The 17877-nt window shown below is 72.5% G+C and carries 18 protein-coding genes and 1 pseudogene; 13 read left to right on the forward strand and 6 right to left on the reverse strand.

The features are described 5' to 3' along the window. Nucleotides 1-5 precede the first annotated feature (5 nt). On the reverse strand, nt 6-239 hold the full coding sequence (locus tag QTQ03_RS26235; RefSeq protein WP_289280384.1) for an Lrp/AsnC ligand binding domain-containing protein: 234 nt from the start codon (nt 237-239) through the stop codon (nt 6-8). Nucleotides 240-335: 96 nt separating this feature from the next. On the opposite strand from QTQ03_RS26235, the gene QTQ03_RS26240 reads away from it, so the two are divergent. Both QTQ03_RS26240 and QTQ03_RS26245 read left to right on the forward strand, forming a co-directional pair. Next, a complete protein-coding gene (locus QTQ03_RS26240) occupies nt 336-1289 on the forward strand; it encodes a thiamine-phosphate kinase (protein ID WP_289280385.1) in 954 nt (317 codons plus the stop codon). A 264-nt stretch (nt 1290-1553) separates the two neighbouring features. After that, nucleotides 1554-1970, forward strand: a complete 417-nt coding sequence (locus QTQ03_RS26245; protein WP_502889889.1) for a GNAT family N-acetyltransferase — start codon at nt 1554-1556, stop codon at nt 1968-1970. Between the two features lie 90 nt (nt 1971-2060). Here QTQ03_RS26245 and rpmB read toward each other — a convergent pair whose 3' ends face one another. After that, on the reverse strand, nt 2061-2252 hold the full coding sequence (rpmB, locus tag QTQ03_RS26250) for a 50S ribosomal protein L28 (protein WP_088963534.1): 192 nt from the start codon (nt 2250-2252) through the stop codon (nt 2061-2063). A 176-nt stretch (nt 2253-2428) separates the two neighbouring features. Here rpmB and QTQ03_RS26255 point away from each other — a divergent pair, with 176 nt between their 5' ends. Beyond that, nucleotides 2429-4060 carry a DAK2 domain-containing protein gene (locus QTQ03_RS26255; protein WP_289280999.1) on the forward strand — a complete coding sequence of 544 codons (1632 nt, stop codon included), beginning with the start codon at nt 2429-2431 and terminating at the stop codon, nt 4058-4060. Continuing rightward, on the forward strand, nt 4057-6261 hold the full coding sequence (gene recG, locus QTQ03_RS26260; protein ID WP_289280387.1) for an ATP-dependent DNA helicase RecG: 2205 nt from the start codon (nt 4057-4059) through the stop codon (nt 6259-6261). The genes QTQ03_RS26255 and recG overlap by 4 nt, the downstream gene beginning before the upstream one ends. 231 nt (nt 6262-6492) lie before the next feature. On the opposite strand, the gene QTQ03_RS26265 is transcribed toward recG, so the two are convergent. Next, nucleotides 6493-7635 carry an LPXTG cell wall anchor domain-containing protein gene (locus QTQ03_RS26265; protein ID WP_289280388.1) on the reverse strand — a complete coding sequence of 381 codons (1143 nt, stop codon included), beginning with the start codon at nt 7633-7635 and terminating at the stop codon, nt 6493-6495. 373 nt (nt 7636-8008) lie between these two features. Here QTQ03_RS26265 and rsmD point away from each other — a divergent pair, with 373 nt between their 5' ends. From rsmD to QTQ03_RS26280, 3 genes are all read left to right on the forward strand, one after another. Then, a complete protein-coding gene (gene rsmD, locus QTQ03_RS26270; RefSeq protein ID WP_289280389.1) occupies nt 8009-8572 on the forward strand; it encodes a 16S rRNA (guanine(966)-N(2))-methyltransferase RsmD in 564 nt (187 codons plus the stop codon). Further along, nucleotides 8569-9066: a pantetheine-phosphate adenylyltransferase gene (gene coaD, locus QTQ03_RS26275; protein ID WP_289280390.1), complete on the forward strand. Its 498-nt coding sequence runs from the start codon at nt 8569-8571 to the stop codon at nt 9064-9066. Before rsmD ends, coaD begins: the two co-directional genes overlap by 4 nt. 307 nt (nt 9067-9373) lie before the next feature. Then, nucleotides 9374-9871 (forward strand): SPFH domain-containing protein, encoded by a 498-nt coding sequence (locus tag QTQ03_RS26280; RefSeq protein ID WP_289280391.1) that lies wholly within the window; start codon nt 9374-9376, stop codon nt 9869-9871. 275 nt (nt 9872-10146) lie between these two features. Here the strand turns inward: QTQ03_RS26280 and QTQ03_RS26285 are convergent, their stop codons facing one another. Then, nucleotides 10147-10710, reverse strand: a complete 564-nt coding sequence (locus tag QTQ03_RS26285) for a hypothetical protein (RefSeq protein WP_289280392.1) — start codon at nt 10708-10710, stop codon at nt 10147-10149. A gap of 281 nt (nt 10711-10991) precedes the next feature. Here QTQ03_RS26285 and QTQ03_RS26290 point away from each other — a divergent pair, with 281 nt between their 5' ends. The 6 genes from QTQ03_RS26290 to QTQ03_RS26315 all read left to right on the forward strand — a co-directional run bounded on the left by QTQ03_RS26290 (nt 10992) and on the right by QTQ03_RS26315 (nt 16935). Further along, nucleotides 10992-11555 carry a YceD family protein gene (locus tag QTQ03_RS26290; protein ID WP_289280393.1) on the forward strand — a complete coding sequence of 188 codons (564 nt, stop codon included), beginning with the start codon at nt 10992-10994 and terminating at the stop codon, nt 11553-11555. 5 nt (nt 11556-11560) lie between these two features. Next, nucleotides 11561-11734: a 50S ribosomal protein L32 gene (rpmF, locus tag QTQ03_RS26295; protein WP_289280394.1), complete on the forward strand. Its 174-nt coding sequence runs from the start codon at nt 11561-11563 to the stop codon at nt 11732-11734. Nucleotides 11735-11848: 114 nt separating this feature from the next. Next, complete coding sequence (locus tag QTQ03_RS26300; protein WP_289280395.1) at nt 11849-12844, forward strand: phosphate acyltransferase PlsX; 996 nt, start codon at nt 11849-11851, stop codon at nt 12842-12844. Next, nucleotides 12841-13656 (forward strand): ribonuclease III, encoded by an 816-nt coding sequence (rnc, locus tag QTQ03_RS26305; protein WP_289280396.1) that lies wholly within the window; start codon nt 12841-12843, stop codon nt 13654-13656. Before QTQ03_RS26300 ends, rnc begins: the two co-directional genes overlap by 4 nt. Further along, a complete protein-coding gene (gene mutM / locus QTQ03_RS26310; protein ID WP_289280397.1) occupies nt 13649-14506 on the forward strand; it encodes a bifunctional DNA-formamidopyrimidine glycosylase/DNA-(apurinic or apyrimidinic site) lyase in 858 nt (285 codons plus the stop codon). The genes rnc and mutM overlap by 8 nt, the downstream gene beginning before the upstream one ends. Nucleotides 14507-14730: 224 nt before the next feature. Then, nucleotides 14731-16935, forward strand: a complete 2205-nt coding sequence (locus QTQ03_RS26315; RefSeq protein WP_289280398.1) for an MMPL family transporter — start codon at nt 14731-14733, stop codon at nt 16933-16935. Between the two features lie 42 nt (nt 16936-16977). Here the strand turns inward: QTQ03_RS26315 and QTQ03_RS30785 are convergent, their stop codons facing one another. Together QTQ03_RS30785 and QTQ03_RS30790 are read right to left on the reverse strand one after the other, a co-directional pair. Beyond that, on the reverse strand, nt 16978-17466 hold the full coding sequence (locus QTQ03_RS30785; RefSeq protein WP_289280399.1) for an endo alpha-1,4 polygalactosaminidase: 489 nt from the start codon (nt 17464-17466) through the stop codon (nt 16978-16980). A gap of 62 nt (nt 17467-17528) precedes the next feature. Beyond that, a pseudogene (locus QTQ03_RS30790) lies at nt 17529-17810 on the reverse strand (endo alpha-1,4 polygalactosaminidase); the annotation flags it as partial. Between the last annotated feature and the right edge of the window lie 67 nt (nt 17811-17877).

The following is a 17877-nucleotide window of genomic DNA, read 5'->3' on the forward strand; positions in this document are numbered from 1 at the left end:
TCCACTTACAGGCGCACCACCGAACACGTGAGGGTGCGAGTGATGCCAGGCACCAGCTGCACCCTGCTGACGATGAGGTTGCCGAGCTCGTCGACGGTGTTCGCCTCGCAGAGCACGACCACGTCGTAGGGCCCGGTGACGGCGTCGACGCGTACCACGCCGGAGATGTTCGCGATCTCGCCGGCCACGTCACGCGCCCGGCCGACCTCTGTCTGGATGAGGATGTACGCCTGAACCACGACTAGACCTCCGTCCGTCGCCGCGTGTGAGCGGCTCGAAGGGAGAAAGTACCTTACGGACCAGGTCTGATCCCGATCGGTGGTCAAGGAGAAGCAGTGAGCGAGCGCGGCGTGGGCGTCCCGGAGGTGGGAGAGTTCGGCCTGATCGACCGGGTGACCGCCCGGTTGTCGTACGGATCGACCGTTCTGCTCGGTCCCGGCGACGACGCGGCCGTGGTGGCCGCCCCGGACACCCGGGTCGTCGCCTCGACCGACGTGCTCGTGGAGGGGCGACACTTCCGGCGCGACTGGTCCACCGCCTGGGACGTCGGTCACCGGGCGGCGGCGGCGAACCTGGCCGACGTCGCGGCGATGGGAGCCCGGCCGACCGCTCTGCTGGTCGCCCTCTGTATGCCGCCGGACCTGACCACCGGCTGGGCCGAGGACCTGGCAGACGGGTTGGGCGCCGAGGCGGCCACGGTGGGTGCCAGCGTGGTGGGTGGCGACATGTCGGCGAGCCCGACCCTGACCATCGCGGTGACCGCGCTCGGCGACCTGGCCGGCCGGGCGCCGGTCACCCGGTCCGGGGCCCGGCCTGGGGACGTGGTTGCCCTCGCCGGTCGGACCGGCTACGCGGCGGCCGGGCTGACCGTGCTGTCTCGGGGGTTCCGGACGCCCCGGCTGCTCGTCGAGGCGTACCGGCGGCCCGAGGTGCCGTACGCTGCCGGACCGACGGCGGCCGTGGCCGGCGCGACGGCCATGATCGACGTATCCGACGGGCTGGTGGCCGACCTCGGGCACGTGGCCAGGGCCAGCGGCGTCGCCGTCGACCTGAGCCGAGATGCGTTCGAGGTGCCTCGGCAGATGGGCGACGTCGCCCAGGCGCTGGGCGTCGATCCGTACACCTGGCTGCTGGCTGGGGGAGACGACCACGCGCTTGTCGCGACCTTCCCCCCGGCGGTGCCGTTGCCGGTGGGTTGGCGGCCGATCGGGGCGGCCGCCACCGGTTCCGGCGTGACGGTGGACGGCCACCCGTGGGAGGGCCCAGCCGGTTGGGACCACTTCCGCTGACGGCTGCCGGGAAAACAGCGTCCGGGGGTGGGGGTATGGCTGGGGGTAGGCCCGATGTCCACGGCAGCCGCCGGCCCGCCGACCCTGCCGCCCTGGCGGGCCGTTTCCACTGGTATCGCCGGTGACCTCCGGGCGCCGGGACCGGGTGATCTGGGACCGAACGGGGCTGGGGCGACCCCGGTCTGGGGCCGGCCACGATCGTACCCTTGCCCGGTGAGCCAGATCGAGATCCGCGCTACCCGCTTCGACACGCCCGAGTCGCAGATGCTGATCCGGGCGGCCCTCGCCGACCTCGGCCAGCGGTACGGGGGCAGCGGCGACGACACTCCGGTCGACCCGGCCGAGTTCGAGCCGCCGGATGGGGCGTTCCTGGTCGCGCTGCTCGACGGGCGGCCGGTCGGCTGCGCCGGGTGGCGCAGCCACGGCGAGACGGGTGACACCGCCGAGCTGAAACGGATGTACGTGGCGCCGCAGGGGCGGGGCCGAGGCGTGGCCCGGGCGGTCCTGGCAGCGGTGGAGTGCTCGGCGCGGGAGCAGGGCCGCAAGCGGATCGTCCTGGAGTGCGGGGACCGGCAGCCCGAAGCGATCGCCCTGTACTCCTCGTCCGGTTACGAGCGCATCCCGAACTTCGGCTTCTACAAGGACGCCCCAGGCTGCATCTCGTTCGGCCGCACCCTCTAGCCCACGCCTCGCCCCTCGACACGTCTTCCCGAGGCATGGCGAAGCCGGCGGTCCCCCCAGGGCCGCCGGCTTCGCAGGCTGGTTACCGCGTCAGGCGCGGGTGACCTTGCCGGCCTTGATGCATGAGGTGCAGACCTGCATCTTCTTGGTGTTGCCACCACCGGCCGGGGTACGCACCGACTGGATGTTCGGGTTCCAGCGGCGGTTGGTCCGCCGGTGCGAGTGGGACACGTTGTGGCCGAAGCCCGGTCCCTTGCCACAGACGTCGCACACGCTAGCCACGGGATACTCCTGGGTTTGATACGTTCATGAGGTCGCCGCCAGGCGCTGCCCAGGCAACCTGGTCAGGCTACCCGATCCCCCGGCTGAGCGACCAACCACCCCCGGCGCCGCCGGACACACCGACCGACGCCCGCCGACCTCACCACGTGTCGGTGCGCGCCAGTAGGCTACTCGCCGTGCTGGACACCCTCGACGCCGCCGCGGTTCGCCGGTGGTGCGTGGGCGGGCTGGCCACGCTCAAGCGGCACCAGGGCGAGGTCGACGACCTGAACGTCTACCCGGTGCCCGACGGCGACACCGGCACCAACCTGGTCCTCACCCTCACGGCGGCGCAACAGGCGCTGGCGACGGACCCCGACCCGCTCCCCGGCGACCGGTCCACCCCGCACGGGCACGCGCTGCGGCTGATGGCCCGGGGTGCGCTGCTCGGCGCCCGGGGCAACTCAGGGGTGATCGTGTCGCAGATCCTGCGCGGCTTCGCCGACACGGCGGCGGCCGCCCCCGCGGTGCGGGGCCGGGAGTTGGCCGGTGCGCTGCGGGATGCCACCGTCGCCGCGTACGCCGCCGTCGCCACCCCGGTCGAGGGGACGCTGCTCACCGTCATGGCCGCCGCCGCCGGGGCCGCCGAGCAGGCCGACAGCGACGACCTGTGCACGGTGGCCCGGGCCGCGGCGGCCGGGGCGGGGCGGGCGTTGCGCCGCACCCCGGAGCAACTGCCCGCGCTGGCCCGGGCCGGCGTCGTCGACGCCGGCGGCCAGGGGCTCTGCCTGCTCCTCGACGCCCTGGTCGAGGTGGTCACCGGGGAGCGCCCGGCGCACCCGCAGCCCGCGCCGCGCCCGGTCCGCCCGCCGACCACCGCAGCTCTGGAGTCCGGCTCGGTGGCATACGCGTACGAGGTGCAGTACCTGCTCGACGCCGAGCCGGCGGCGGTGGCCCGGCTGCGGGAGGAACTGGCCGCCCTGGGCGATTCGCTGGTGGTCGTCGGCGACGGCGTCGCGTCCGGCGGCACGTGGAACGTTCATGTGCACGTCAACGACGTGGGCGCGGCGATCGAGGCGGGGGTGGCCGCCGGGCGTCCACACCGGATCACGGTGACCCGTTTCGCCGACCAGATCGCGACCGTTCCGGTGCCGGATTCGCCGCCGCCCGTGCCGGGCAGCCGGGCCGCCGTGGTGGTGGCCGCGGGGGCCGGCATCGCCGAGCTGTTCGCCGCCGAGGGGGCGACCGTGGTGCCCGGCGACCATCCGTCCGTCGGCGAGCTGGTCGACGCGATCCGCGCGACCGGGGCCGCCCGGGTGGTGGTGTTGCCCAACGACCCGGACACGCAGGCCGTGGCGAACGCCGCGGCGAGCCAGGTGCACCGGCTGGGCGTCGAGGTCAGCGTCGTGCCGACCCGGTCGCCGGTGCAGGCGCTGGCCGCCCTCGCCGTGCGCGACCCGGGCCGGCGCTTCTCCGACGACGTGATCGCGATGGCCGAGGCGGCCGGCGCGTGCCGGTACGCGGAGGTCTGCCACGCCGGCCGGGAGGCGCTCACCGTCGCCGGCCAGTGCCGGCCGGGCGACGTGCTCGCCCTGGTCGACGGTGAGGTCCATCTCATCGGCTCCGACCTGGTGGACACCTGCACCGCGGTGGTCGACCGGATGCTCGGCGGCGGCGGTGAGCTGCTCACCCTGCTGTCCGGGGCGGACGCCCCGGCCGGCCTGACCGACGCGGTTCGCGCGCACGTCGCCCGGTCCTGGCCGTTCGTCGAGGTGCACGCCTATCCGGGTGGCCAGCCGCACCACCCGCTCCTGGTGGGGGTCGAATGACGTCCGATCCGGCCACGGTCGACACCCCGCTGAAGAAGCTCGTCGGCGAGAAGACGGCGAAGGCCCTCGCCGGCCAGCTCGATCTGCACACCGCGGGCGACCTGCTCTATCACGTCCCCCGGCGGTACGACGAGCGCGGCGAGCACACCGACATCCGCTCGCTCGACGTCGGTGAGCAGGTCACCGTGCTGGCCCAGGTGCAGCGCACCGCTGTCCGGCCGATGCGGCAGCGCCGGGGAAACCTGCTGGAGGTGACCGTCGGCGACGACTCCGGTGGCACGCTCGCCCTGACGTTCTTCGGCAACCAGGTGTGGCGCGAGCGGGACCTGCGCCCTGGCCGGTGGGGTCTGTTCGCCGGCAAGGTCACCGAGTTCCGGGGCAGGCGGCAGCTCAACAGCCCGGAGTACGTGCTGCTCGGCTCCGGCGGCGAGGGCGAGGCAGCCGTCACCGAGGAGGTCGAGGAGTTCGCCGGCGCGCTGATCCCGGTCTACCCGGCCGCCGCGGCCGTGCCGACGTGGGTGATCGCCCGCTGTGTCCGGGTCGTGCTGGACACGGTGGCCCCGCCGGAGGACCCGCTGCCGGCCCCGGTGCGGGCCACCCGCAACCTGGTCGGGCTCGGCACCGCGCTGCGGGAGATCCACCGCCCGTCCAGCAAGGAGGCGCTCTACCGGGCCCGGCGCCGGCTCAAGTGGGACGAGGCGTTCGCCGTGCAGCTCACCCTGGTGCAGCGCAAGCACCGGGCGGCTGCCCGCCCGGCCCGGCCCCGGCCCGCCAGGTCCGACGGTCTGCTCGACGCGTTCGACGGCCGGCTGCCGTACGAGCTGACCCGTGGCCAGCACGACGTGGGCACCGAGATCGCGGCGGACCTGGCCACCGCGCACCCGATGCACCGGCTGCTGCAGGGTGAGGTCGGCTCCGGCAAGACGGTCGTCGCGCTGCGCGCGATGCTCCAGGTGGTCGACGCGGGTGGGCAGGCCGCCCTGCTCGCTCCGACCGAGGTGCTCGCCGCGCAGCACCACCGGGGCATCCGCGACCTGCTCGGTCCGCTGGGGCGGGCCGGCGAGTTGGACTCCGCCGAGCAGGCCACCCGGGTGGAGCTGGTCACCGGTTCGCTCGGCGCGGCGGCCCGGCGGCGGGCGCTGGCCGAGGTGCGCGGCGGCGCCGCCGGCATCGTGCTGGGCACGCACGCGCTGCTGTATGAGGGTGTCGACTTCGCCGACCTCGGCCTGGTCGTGGTGGACGAGCAGCACCGGTTCGGTGTCGAGCAGCGGGACGCGCTGCGGGCCAAGGCCGACCAGCCGCCGCACGTGCTGGTCATGACCGCCACGCCGATCCCGCGCACGGTCGCCATGACCGTCTACGGCGACCTGGAGGTGTCCACGCTCTCCCAGCTGCCGCGGGGGCGTTCGCCGATCGCGTCGCATGTGGTGCCGGCCGCGGAGAAGCCGGCCTTCCTGGATCGGGCCTGGCGCCGGCTGCGTGAGGAGGCCGCCGCCGGCCACCAGGCGTACGTGGTGTGCCCGCGGATCGGCTCCGGGCCGCAGGGCGAGGAGGAGGAGCCGCCGGCGGAGGACGACACCGGGCGACGGCCGCCGCTGGCGGTGACCGAGGTGGCACCGCTACTGGCCGAGGGGCCGTTGCACGGGCTGCGGATCGGCGTGCTGCACGGCCGGCTGCCGGCCGACGAGAAGGATGCGGTGATGCGCGCCTTCGCCGCCGGCGACCTCGACGTGCTGGTGGCCACCACCGTGGTCGAGGTGGGGGTGGACGTACCCAACGCCACCGTGATGATCGTGTTGGACGCCGACCGGTTCGGTGCGTCCCAGCTGCACCAACTGCGCGGTCGGGTTGGCCGGGGCTCGGCGGCGGGGCTCTGCCTGCTGGTCACCGAGGCGACCGAGGGCAGCTCAGCCCGGGAGCGGTTGGACGCGGTGGCTTCCACGACGGACGGTTTCAAGCTCGCCGAGCTCGACCTGGAACAGCGTCGGGAGGGCGACGTGCTGGGCGCGACCCAGTCCGGCCGCCGCTCGCACCTGCGGCTGCTGTCGCTGCTGCGCGACGCGGACCTGATCCGTGACGCCCGTGCCGAGGCGATCACCCTCGTCGAGGAGGATTCGACCCTGGCCCGCCACCCTGCGCTGGCCGCCTCGGTGGCAGCCCTGGTCGACGCCGATCGTGCCGAGTACCTGGAGAAGGGGTAACCGCGGGCGAAGCGTGCCTCTGCAACCAGCGAGCCGCGCCTGACCGGCTAGCGCCACCTCGACGTGCTTTCGCGACCGCCGAGTGACGCCACGGTGGCGAGCGGTGCTTGGCGAGTCCAGCGACTGTTGCCGAACCCCAGGCGGGATCTGCAACTGGTGACGGCGCGCCGACCAGTAGGTCGACGCGCCATCGTCACTCAGGAGTATTCCGCTCCAGCGAACACTCCGCCCTTAGGCGGTGAAGCGGAGCTTCCGGCGGCGGGTCACCACGAACAGGACCGCGCCGGCGGCCAGCAGCACGGCCGCACCGGCGATGATCCCGCCGGTCGCGGCACCGGTCAGGGGCAGCGTCGGCTCGTCCTCGTCGCCGCCGCCTCCACCGGGAGCGCAGTCCGCTGGCTGCTCCCAGGCGATCGGCTCGGCGTCCTCGAGGCCCTCCGCGCTCGGCGTAACGGTCAGTCCCTCCTCCGCCGGGAACGACACCGTGCCGCTCGTGCCCGGCTTGACCGTCAGCGTCTTCGTCTCACCCTTGTTCGGGGTGAAGGTGACCGTGACGGTCTCGCCGTCCTCAGGGTTGCTGATCTCGAAGATCAGCTCATCGCAGGTGGACTGGTAGGCACCGGCCGGCTCGCCCGGCTCGACGCAGTTCTCAGCCAGCGCGGGCTCGCCGTCGAAGAGCGGCTCTTCGATGCCGTCGACAACCACCTTGATGCTGTCGGCGTTCTTCGCCGGCACCGTGACCGACGTGCTCTTGCCGGGCTCGACGGTGGCCGTCTCGCTGAAGCCGTCCGTACCGGTGATGAGGAACTCCGCCGGGGCGGTGGCGTCCTCGGCGTTCTCGAGCTTCACTGCGACGGTGCCCTCGCAGTCGGCCGTGACACTGGCCGTCGGCTTGGGGGTCGTCGGCGTCGGCGGCTCGTCCTTGGCGCAGGTGCCGCTCAACTCGATCACGCCCGTGCGGAGGTCCTCCTCCTCGAAGCCGTTGTCCCAGGCGGCCCGCACAGCGAGCGAGGCCTTGGTGACCTTGCTGTCGAGGCGCTGCGTCGCCGTCAGCGGCTGATCGGTGGCGTGGGGGTAGCTGTCGTCGGCGGTGACAGCGATCCCGGGGATGGTCACGTCGGTGGCCTTCTCCCCGACGAACGTCTTGGCGGAGACCTCGACGAACTTGTACTTCTTGACCTTGCGTGGCGCGTAGTTGTTGATCGTCCAGTCGACCACCCACTCGCCGGTGGCGGTGTCACACTTGGCCTGGACCTTGATCTCGCTGTGGTGGGCGCTGGCGGGGGCGGCGAGGATGGCGACGCCGCTGAGGCCGAGCAGCGTTCCGGCGGCGACGGCCGTGGCGCGCCGGAACAAGGGCTGGAGACGTTTCACGTCTGCTCCTGGTGAGGGGGTATGGACGTGGAGCCGGGCGGGCGGGAGACGGCAGTGGCTACTGGTGGGCCGCTGGCTCATCGACGCCCGATCCGGCGCGCATTGCGCCCGCTGGGAACGGGCACAGCGGGTGACCTTACTGATCGATGGTGAATCGGGGGGGTCCGGATGAGGTTGTTCCCATGATGATGTCGATTCGTGATCATTGATGCACCCTTCGTTGCCGTCCGATTACGATCCGCTGTGGAATGTGGATTCCATGCACGATCCGAGGGTCGTGATCCTCCGGTCGGAGGCGCTGATCGGGATCCGGGTAGGACGGGGCCGGTCGGACCGGGTGACGTAGCGTCCTTTCCATGAACAGGAGCAGGCGGTGACCCGGATCGTGGCCGGCGCCCTGGGCGGGCGACGGATCGCCGCGCCGCCCGGCGCCGGCACCCGGCCCACCTCCGACCGGGTCCGCGAGGCGCTGTTCAGCGCGGTGCAGACGGAGGTGGACCTCGACGGCGTACGCTTCGCCGACCTGTACGCCGGCTCCGGAGCGGTGGGGCTGGAGGCGCTGTCCCGGGGGGCCGCGCACGTGCTGCTGGTCGAGTCCGACCCGCGCGCGGCGCGGGTGATCCGAGAGAACGTGGCCGCCCTGCGAGCCGGGCCGGGCGTCCGGCTGGTGACCGGCAAGGTCACCACCGTGCTCGCCGCCGGGCCGGACGGCGACCCGTATGACGTGATCTTCGCCGACCCCCCGTACGCGGTGTCCGACGCGGAGGTGTCCGCGATGCTCGGCGTGTTGGTGGACCACGGATGGCTCGCCCCGGACGCGCTGGTTGTGGTGGAGCGTTCCAGTCGTACCGGCGCGGTCGAGTGGGTGCGGGGCGTCACCGGTGAGCGTAGTCGCCGCTACGGCGAAACCACCCTTTGGTACGGTCGCCGATCATGAGACGTGCGGTGTGTCCCGGATCGTTCGACCCGGTGACCAACGGTCACCTCGACATCATCGGCCGAGCCAGCCGGCTCTTCGACGAGGTGATCGTCGGCGTGCTGATCAACCAGTCGAAGACCGGCCTGTTCACCGTCGTGGAGCGGATCGACATGCTCCGCGACGTGACCAAGTCGTACGACAACGTGCGGGTGGCGTCGTTCCGCGGCCTGTTGGTGGACTTCTGCCGGGCGCAGCGGGCGAGCGTGCTGATCAAGGGTCTGCGGGCGGTCAGCGACTTCGACTACGAGTTGCAGATGGCCCAGATGAATATCGGCCTGGCCGGCGTCGAGACCCTCTTCATGCCGACCAACCCGCTCTACTCCTTCCTCTCCTCCAGCCTCGTCAAGGACGTGGCGAAGTGGGGCGGCGACATCTCCCCCCACGTCCCCGACGTCGTCCGCGAGGCCCTCTCAACCCGTCTGACTCCCCCACCCCCCACCCCTGACACGTGAGCCGCCGGGCTCACCCCTTCGGGTGCCGTCGCAGGCTGCCGGTTCGCCGCGTCATGGCCCCCACCCGCACCACCCGCCGCCTTCCTTTCTCGTGACCTCGCAGTTCTGGGCTCCGTTCTGCGTCGGTCAAGCTGCTTCGTGCCGTAGGAAGGTGCATGATCGGCGTTGAGGTGGGTGCGGGGGCGACGCGCCGGGTGGGGTTGATGGTGTGCGGGTGGGCGGCGCACCGCATCATGTGGGGAGCGCCGAATCCGGGCCCAGCCCGCATCATTGAGGTCGGCCGACGAACGACAGGAGTGAGGTGCCGGTGGACCCGCTCGATCGCATCGACGAACTGATCGCCTTGGTGGAGCAGGCCCGCTCCGTCCCGATGTCGCGTAACAACTGCATGGTCGATCGGGGTGAGATGATCGCCGCCCTCGACGAACTGCGCGCCGAGCTCCCGGCCGACCTGCGCCGGGCCGTCGCGCTGCTGGAAGAGCGGGACAAGATCATGGACGCCGGTAGACGCGAGGCGGACCGGATCATCAGTGAGGGCGAGGCAGAACACGCCCGGCTGGTGTCGGTGAACGAAATCACCGTCTCCGCCGAGCACGAGGGCGCGCGGATCGTTGCCGAGGCCCGGGCCGAGGCACAGCGGCTGCGCGACGAGGTCGACGACTACGTCGACACCGCACTCGCCAACTTCGAGCAGTTCCTCACCCGGGCCCTCGCCTCGATCGAGCGCGGCCGCGACAAGATGCACGCGCTGCGTGAGATCGGCACGTTCGCCGGAGACGAGCCCGAGCGCCCGCTGCCCTTCTAGGGTCCTGAGTCGCAGCCTAGCCGCCGTATGCGGCTAGGCTGCGGTGGCTCGCCTCGGAGCGTCCGGAACGGTTGTTCGACGTGGTGCGGACGGGTCGTGGCGAAGATCGGGGTGCTCCCGGGTGGTCCGCCCGGCGCCGGGCGAGATCAAGATCTACGTTTCCGGAACCAAGTACGCGAGCGAGACCGTCGTCGTCGAGAACGCCCGAGCGGCCTACTCTCCGCTACCGCCACGAAGATGACGTGACCGTCGCCGGCCCTACCCGGGGCGACGGGCTACGACGAGCACGGTTCCCCGTACCGACCGAAAGTCATCAGCGGGTCACCGCGGAGGTAGTCCAGCGACCGTATCCGTCCGGTACCGCCCACCACGTCCAGCAGCAGTGCCAGCATCCCGCCGTGGTAGCTCTCGCTGTCTTCCCCACGGACGTCGGCCACCACACAGTTCCAGGTGTCCGAAGGATCGGCAGTGATCTCCCAGCACAGTTCGAATTCACCGTTGACGGTGCCCCACGCGATCAACTCGCCGGGCTGGTCGCCGAACCGGAACCGGAAGCGGTCCTCGACATCGTTTACCTGATCGTTGCGGGCCAACAGCTGTTCGACGTAGACACGTGGGTCTCCCTCGAACCACGGTTCGAGCGGGTGGAACACGTTCACCATGCCAAATGCGCCGGGCGGGAACAGCTCGACGTAACTCCTGAAATCGGCCGGAAAGACGTGGCCGAACGCACTGTCGAACGCCGGCCAGTCCAGGCGGGGAGGCGAATCGCCCGTCCAGCCGGTCAACACGGCGAGTTGCTTGGCACGGGCTTGGGCCGCACGCTCCGCAGACGCCATGGCGCACATCCTACGGGCGCTCGTCGTGCCTGCCAGCACCATCCGGTGGCCGCCGCGACGGCTGGACCCGGCGGCGACCCGGCGGGTGGCCAGACGGTCGGAACGGGCGTTGGGCCGGCCGCCACGCAACCGTTCCTGAGGGAGACTCCATGGCCCTGGCGGGAGTCCCGACGGGTGGATGAGGCTGGGAGAATCGGGGTCGAGGCCGGGCCCCGATTCGACGCTGCGGCGATCGCCCAGGTACCCTCGTTTGTCGGCCTCTCACCGGCCGGAGTCTGACTATGCCCAAACACACGCCTTCGCCACTCGACCCCAGGTCGCCGCTGGTCCTCGACACGAGGGAGCTGCCGCGCCGACCTGGTGCGTTGCGTGCGGTCAAGCGGGTGGTGCCGGCACCGGCGGACCTCGGCGTGGAGTTGATCGGCGTGCCGGAGGGCGCGGACCTCGACCTCGACCTGAGGCTGGAGTCGGTGTCCGAGGGCGTACTCGTCTCCGGGACCGTCACCGGTCCCGTCAAGGGCGAGTGCGGCCGCTGCCTGCGCGAGATCGACGACACCGTGGCCGTGGGGATCCAGGAGCTGTACGCGTACGAGAACAGCACCACGGATTCCACGACCGACGAGGACGAGGTGGGCCGGATGCAGGGCGATCTGATCGACCTGGAGCCGGTGCTGCGGGACGCGGTGGTGCTCGCGCTGCCGACGAACCCGCTCTGCCGGGAGGACTGTCCAGGCCTGTGCCCCGACTGCGGGGTGCCCTGGGACGAACTGCCGGCCGACCACAGCCACCAGCAGGTCGACCCGCGTTGGGCGGCCCTGTCGCAACTGACCCGTAAAGAGGAGTAAGAACCGTGGCCGTCCCCAAGCGCAAGATGTCGCGCAGCAACACCCGGTCCCGCCGGGCGCAGTGGAAGACCGCGGCGGTCGCGACCGTGCCCTGTCCGCAGTGCAAGTCCGCGAAGTTGCCGCACGCCGCCTGCTCCGTCTGCGGCACCTACAAGGGCCGTCAGGTTCTCGAGGTCTGACCGGGACGCCGAGTGACGCCCCCGACCTCAGGTCGGGCGGCGCGCGTGCCCTGGCGATCGCCCGGTGCCCCGGCTCCCTCCGACGCCCGCCGGCCCGCTCCGGCCGGCGTTCCGGTGGAGCCGGGCACCGTGCGGATCGCCGTTGACCTCCTCGGCGGGGACGCAGCTCCCGCCGTCGTGGTTGACGGCGCTCTGCGGGCCGTGCGTGCCGACCCCGATCTGCACCTGCTGCTCGTCGGCCCGGCCGAGGCCGCCGGCGAGTTGATCGGCGCCCTCGACCCGGCGCAGCGCGCCCGGGTCGCCGTCCGCCCGGTCGACGCCGCGGTCGGCATGGGCGACCACCCCGCCGCGGCCCGCGCGGACAGCACGGTCCGCGCCGCCGTGCACGCCATCCGCGAGGGGACCGCGGACGCGCTGGTCTCCGCCGGCTCGACCGGCGCCACCGTCACGGCCGCCGCGCTCGGCCTCGGTCGCTGGCCGGACATCCGCCAGCCGGCCCTGGTGGCCACCCTCCCGGCCGTCGACGGCCCGGTGGTCCTGCTGGACGTCGGCGGTTCGCTGGAGCCCCGTCCGGCCACCCTCGCCCGCCATGCCGCGCTCGGCGCCGCCTACGCCGCCGTCGCGCACGCCGTCGGGTCCCCCCGCGTCGGACTACTCTCCGTGGGCACCGAGGCGGGCAAGGGCGACCGCGTCCGTGGCCTGGCCGATTCGGCGCTCGCCGCCGCGCTACTGCCGGGCGCCGGTCGCTACGTCGGCCTCGTCGAGGGGTACGACGTCTCGTTCGGGACGCGCGCCGAAGTGGTGGTCACCGACGGTTTCACCGGTAACGTGCTGCTCAAGGCGATCGAGGGCGCGTACGCGCTGGCCGGTGGTCCCCCGCCCGGCGGCGGCGCCCCCCGGGCGGCCGCTCTGCTCGGCGTCGCCGGCACCGTGGTGGTGTGCCACGGTGCCGCCCGGGGCGACGACCTCTCCGCCGGTATAGCGCTGGCTGCCCATCTGTGGCGGCGCCGCGCCGCCGACCAGGTCCGCGCGCTGCTGGCCGGCGCCGACGCAGGAGACCACGCGCACCGCACCGACCGCACCACCGACACCGAGGTACGCACATCATGAGCAACGACAAGCGCCGGCGACCGCCCGTCGACCACCTGGCCGCGGAGTTCGGCGTGACGCTGGACCCGGACCTGCTGGAGCGTGCGCTGACCCACCGCTCGTACGCGTACGAGAACGGCGGCCTACCCACCAACGAGCGGCTGGAGTTCCTCGGCGACTCGGTGCTCGGCGTGGTGATCACCACGGCGCTCTTCCACAACCACCCGGACCTGCCGGAGGGCCAACTGGCAAAGCTCCGGGCGAGCGTGGTGAACATGCGCGCCCTCGCCGACGTGGCGCGCGGTCTGGGCCCCGCCGGGCTGGGCCCGTACCTGCTGCTCGGCAAGGGGGAGGAGACGACCGGGGGCCGGGACAAGGCGAGCATCCTCGCCGACACCCTGGAGGCGCTGCTCGGCGCGATCTACCTCCAGTACGGGCTGGACACCGCCGCCATCGTCATCCACCGCCTCTTCGACCCGCTGATGGCCGAGTCGGCCCGGCGCGGGGCGGCGCTGGACTGGAAGACCAGCCTTCAGGAGCTGACCGCCGCGCAGGGGCTGGGCGTCCCGGAGTACCGCATCGAGGGCACCGGGCCGGACCACTTGAAGACGTTCACCGCGTGGGTGGTGGTCGCCGGCAGCCGTTACGGCGGTGCCGAGGGGCGGAGCAAGAAGGAAGCCGAGCAGCGAGCCGCGGAGTCGGCCTGGCGGACACTGACCGCGCGGGCGGAGCGCGCGCAGGCCGGTACCGCCGAGAGCGTGTCCGAACCGGACGGGGACGGCGACCGCGGGACGGTGGACGTGGGTCTCGCCGGCGAGTCCGGCCGTGCCTGAGCTGCCCGAGGTCGAGACCGTCCGGCAGGGGCTGGCCCAGTGGGTCGTCGGCCGGCGGCTCACCGCCGTCGAGGTGCTTCACCCCCGGGCGGTGCGTCGGCACGCGGCTGGTGGTCGCCACTTCTCCGACGTGCTCGCCGGCCGGACGATCCTCGGCGCGCGGCGGCGGGGGAAGTACCTCTGGCTCCCACTGGACAGCGGCGACGCGGTGATCGGTCACCTGGGCATGTCGGGGCAACTCCTCCTGCAACCGCCCACGGCGCCTGACGAGACCCACCTGCGGGTCCGGTTCCGGTTCGCCGACACCGGCCCCGAGCTGCGCTTCGTCGACCAGCGGACGTTCGGCGGGCTGTCCGTCAGCGAGGGTGGTGCCGACCTGCCGGCGGAGATCGCCCACATCGCCCACGACCCGATCGACCCGGAGTTCTCCGAAGCCGCCTTCGTCGCCGCCGTGCGGCGCCGCCACACCGAGGTCAAGCGTGCCCTGCTGGACCAGACGCTGCTCTCCGGCGTGGGCAACATCTACGCCGACGAGGCGTTGTGGCGGGCGAAGCTGCACGGTGCCCGCGCCACCGACGCGCTGACCGGCCCGGCGGCACTGCGTCTGCTCGGGCACGTGCGCGACGTGCTCGGCGAGGCGATCAAGGAGGGCGGGACCAGTTTCGACGCGTTGTACGTGAACGTCAACGGCGAGAGCGGATACTTCGACCGTGCGCTCAACGTCTACGGGCGGGAGGGGCAGCCGTGCCGGCGGTGCGGTGCGCCGATCCGTCGGGAGGCGTTCATGAACCGGTCGTCGTTCAGCTGTCCGCGCTGCCAGCCCCGCCCCCGGGGGACTGTCCGGGTCTGACCCTGAGTCGGCTCGGGGCCACTGCGGCGTGTCGTGTCCCGCTCGTCGGGGATGGTTCCGGAAATGCCAGCCGGGCCTGCCGGCTCCGGTCGGCGCGGGCCGAATCCTGGTTCCGGGGCGGACCCGGGCCGTTCCCCGATGTCCCCGTGCCGTCGCGTCCCTAACGTCAACCCCGACAACAGGGGGTTGACGTGACACAGGGGACCCAACATGGGGGAAGACCGATGACGGTGCGGCTGGCGCGGTGGAGTGCCGAACATCCGTGGCGCGCGATCGCGCTGTGGGTGGTGTTCGTGGTGGTGTGCTTCGTGGCGGGGAACGCCGCCGGCCTCAAGGAGGCCACGAGTTCCGATCTGGCGGTCGGTGAGTCGGGCCGGGCGGAAGTGATCGTCGCCGCTGGCGACTTCACCGACCCGGCGGTGGAGAACGTCCTGATCACGCCACGCGACGGCACGTTGGACATGACGGCGGCGCGGGCTGCGGCCGACGACGCGGCGGACCGGCTGCGGACGGTGTCGGGCGTCGCGTCGATCGGCGAACCGGTGCCGGCCCGCGACGGGTCCGCGCTGCTGCTGCCGATCGTCATGTCCGGCGACCCGGAGACGGCGCCGGACCGGGTGCAGCCGCTGCGGGACGCCACAGCCGGCGTGCAGGACGTCCACCCGCGGCTGCGCGTCGAGCAGGTCGGCTCCCCGTCGATCAACAAGGCGTTGGACGACACCCTCGGTGCCGACTTCAAGCGGGCCGAGCTGCTGAGCCTGCCGGTGACGCTGGCCATCCTCGTCGTCGCCTTCGGCGCGCTGATCGCCGCCGGCGTACCGGTGTTGTTGGCGCTCTCCTCGGTGGCGGCCGCGCTGGGGCTGTCCACTCTCGCCTCGCACCTCGTGCCGGCAACCGATGCCACGGCCAGCGTGATCCTGCTGATCGGCATGGCGGTCGGGGTGGACTACTCGCTCTTCTACGTCCGCCGGGAGCGGGAGGAGCGGGCGAAGGGCCGCACCGGGCTCGACGCGGTGGAGATCGCCGCTGAGACTTCGGGGCACGCCGTGGTGGTCTCCGGCTTCGCCGTCATCATCTCGATGGCCGGGCTGCTGCTCGCCGGCGACGTGCTCTTCTCCTCCATGGCCGTCGGCTCGATCCTGGTGGTCGCCGTCGCGATGATCGGGTCGCTGACCGTGCTGCCGGCGCTGCTCGCCAAGCTCGGTCGCTGGGTGGACCGGCCCCGCGTGCCGCTGCTGTGGCGGCTCACCACACCGCGCACCGGGCACCACGGCGCACCCGCCCGGCCGCGCTTCTGGCCCGCCGTACTGCGGCCGGCGCTGCGGGCACCCGTGGCGACCCTGGTGGTGTCGGTGGCACTGCTGCTCGCTCTCGCCGCTCCCGCGCTGAGCATGAAGCTGAAGTCCCCCGGCATCGAGGACCTGCCCCGCAGCACGCCGGCGATGCAGGCATACGACCGGCTCACCGCCGCCTTCCCGAGCAACGGCACCAGCCACACCGTCGCGGTCCGGGCGCCGGCGGCGGAGGCCGACCGGGTGCGCGCGGCGCTGACCGACCTGGCCGGCCGGGCGGATGCCGACCCACTGTTCGCGTCCACCGAGGGGGCCGGCCCGAAGATCGAGGTGTCGGCCGACCGGCAGGTGTCCGTCCTGTCGATCGCCACACCGTACCCCGGCCGGGACGACCGCGCCGTGCAGTCGCTGCGCAAGCTCCGCGAGGACCTGGTGCCGGCCAGCCTGGGCGGGATCCCGGGCACCGAGTACGCGGTCGGTGGCGCGGTGGCCGACAGCGAGGACTACGGGCGACACATCGAGGAGAAACTGCCGATCGTCATGGGCTTCGTGCTGGTGCTCACCTTCCTGGTGATGACCTGGACGTTCCGGTCGGTGGTGGTCGCGCTCAGCTCGATCCTGCTCAACCTGCTCTCCGCCGGTGCCGCGTACGGGCTGCTGGTCCTGGTCTTCCAGGGCGACTGGGCCGAGGGGCTGCTCGGTTTCACCTCGATGGGCGCGATCGTCTCCTGGCTGCCGCTGTTCCTGTTCGTGGTGCTCTTCGGGCTCTCGATGGACTACCACGTCTTCGTGGTCAGCCGGATCCGCGAGGGTGTCCGTGCCGGCATGCCGAACCGGGAGGCGGTGGCGTACGGCATCACCTCGTCGGCTGGCGTGGTGACCAGCGCGGCGATCGTGATGGTCGGAGTCTTCTCGATCTTCGCGACGCTGAGCACTGTCGACATGAAGCAGCTCGGCGTCGGCCTCGCGGCGGCGATCCTGCTGGACGCCACGATCATCCGGGCGGTGGTGCTGCCGGCGCTGATGACCATGCTCGGCGAGCGGAACTGGTGGGCGCCCCGTTTCCTGCGGGCACGCTCCGCGCCGGCTCCCACCGCCCCACCCACGCCGACACCGGAGCTGGTCGGCCAGCGCTGACCAGCCACCGCCGGGGCCACGGACGCCCGGCCCCGGCGGTGGTCAGGCGGGGCAGGGCTCGCGCCAGGCGCCGAGGGCCCGTTCCTTGCGGATGGAGACGAACCCGTAGCCCACCGTGGTGACGCAGAAGTCTTCGGCGGAACCGCCGTACTCGACGTGGAACACGGGCTTGCCGGCCTCCACGAACGGCAGCAGCTTGGCGCACACGGCGAGGCGGACGCACTCCTCGTTGACCGCGAAATCGAAGTCCGGTGCCAGCGCCGCGACCAGCGGCACGGCGTTGACCAGGCCGGGGGACAGGTCAAGCGAACGGGCCAGTTCGGCCAGCAGACGGTTGAAGCGCAGCTGCTCGTCGAAGTCGAGCGGGAAGCCGGAACGGTTCGCGTACGCGTCGGCATCCGTGATCGCGACCGCCCCGAACCCCTTGCCCCGACAGAGTCGCAACCGGTCGGCGAGCGCCGGACGCAGGGTGTCCCACCGCCGGATGTCCAGCCAACGGCTCCCGGGGCGGCGTCCGGACGCGCCCTGCACGGCCGGGGGAAGCGGGTCGCGTCCGGGTCGGTGGGCACGACCGAGCCGACGTGTACCTGACAGATCAGTCGCCGGTCGAGGGCGCGCAGCTCCGCGGTCTGCGTGGTGGTCGTGGTGACTGGGTCGAGCAGGAAGACGTCCGCCGGCACGGTCGGGTCCAGCGCCCCACTGAGCTGCCACTGCCACTGGGAGACCCCGCTCCTCGGCCAGCTGGTCGCCGCGTCCCGCCGGGGCGCCTCCACCCGGCACGCGGGCATCGGGGCCAGGAGTAGCAGCGCGACGACCGCGGGTAGGGCTCCGCGCGGGCCCTGCCCGGCGGCGCGGGTAGGCGGCAGGATCCGCATCGACAGCTCCGCAAGGTCGCGGACGGCCGTTCGCCGCCCCAGCGGGTACGCCGGCCGGCGCACCCCA

Origin of the sequence: Micromonospora sp. WMMA1363, assembly GCF_030345795.1 — a bacterium.
GTDB lineage: Bacteria > Actinomycetota > Actinomycetes > Mycobacteriales > Micromonosporaceae > Micromonospora.

What these genes read in the sequence shown, in the direction of transcription:
- recG (WP_289280387.1), top strand. Translation starts at nt 4,057, where the DNA reads ATGACGTCCGATCCGGCCACGGTCGACACCCCGCTGAAGAAGCTCGTC.
- QTQ03_RS26245 (WP_502889889.1), top strand. Translation starts at nt 1,554, where the DNA reads ATGCTGATCCGGGCGGCCCTCGCCGACCTCGGCCAGCGGTACGGGGGC.
- QTQ03_RS26315 (WP_289280398.1), top strand. Translation starts at nt 14,731, where the DNA reads ATGACGGTGCGGCTGGCGCGGTGGAGTGCCGAACATCCGTGGCGCGCG.
- QTQ03_RS26290 (WP_289280393.1), top strand. Translation starts at nt 10,992, where the DNA reads ATGCCCAAACACACGCCTTCGCCACTCGACCCCAGGTCGCCGCTGGTC.
- QTQ03_RS26285 (WP_289280392.1), bottom strand. Translation starts at nt 10,710, where the DNA reads ATGGCGTCTGCGGAGCGTGCGGCCCAAGCCCGTGCCAAGCAACTCGCC.
- coaD (WP_289280390.1), top strand. Translation starts at nt 8,569, where the DNA reads ATGAGACGTGCGGTGTGTCCCGGATCGTTCGACCCGGTGACCAACGGT.
- rnc (WP_289280396.1), top strand. Translation starts at nt 12,841, where the DNA reads ATGAGCAACGACAAGCGCCGGCGACCGCCCGTCGACCACCTGGCCGCG.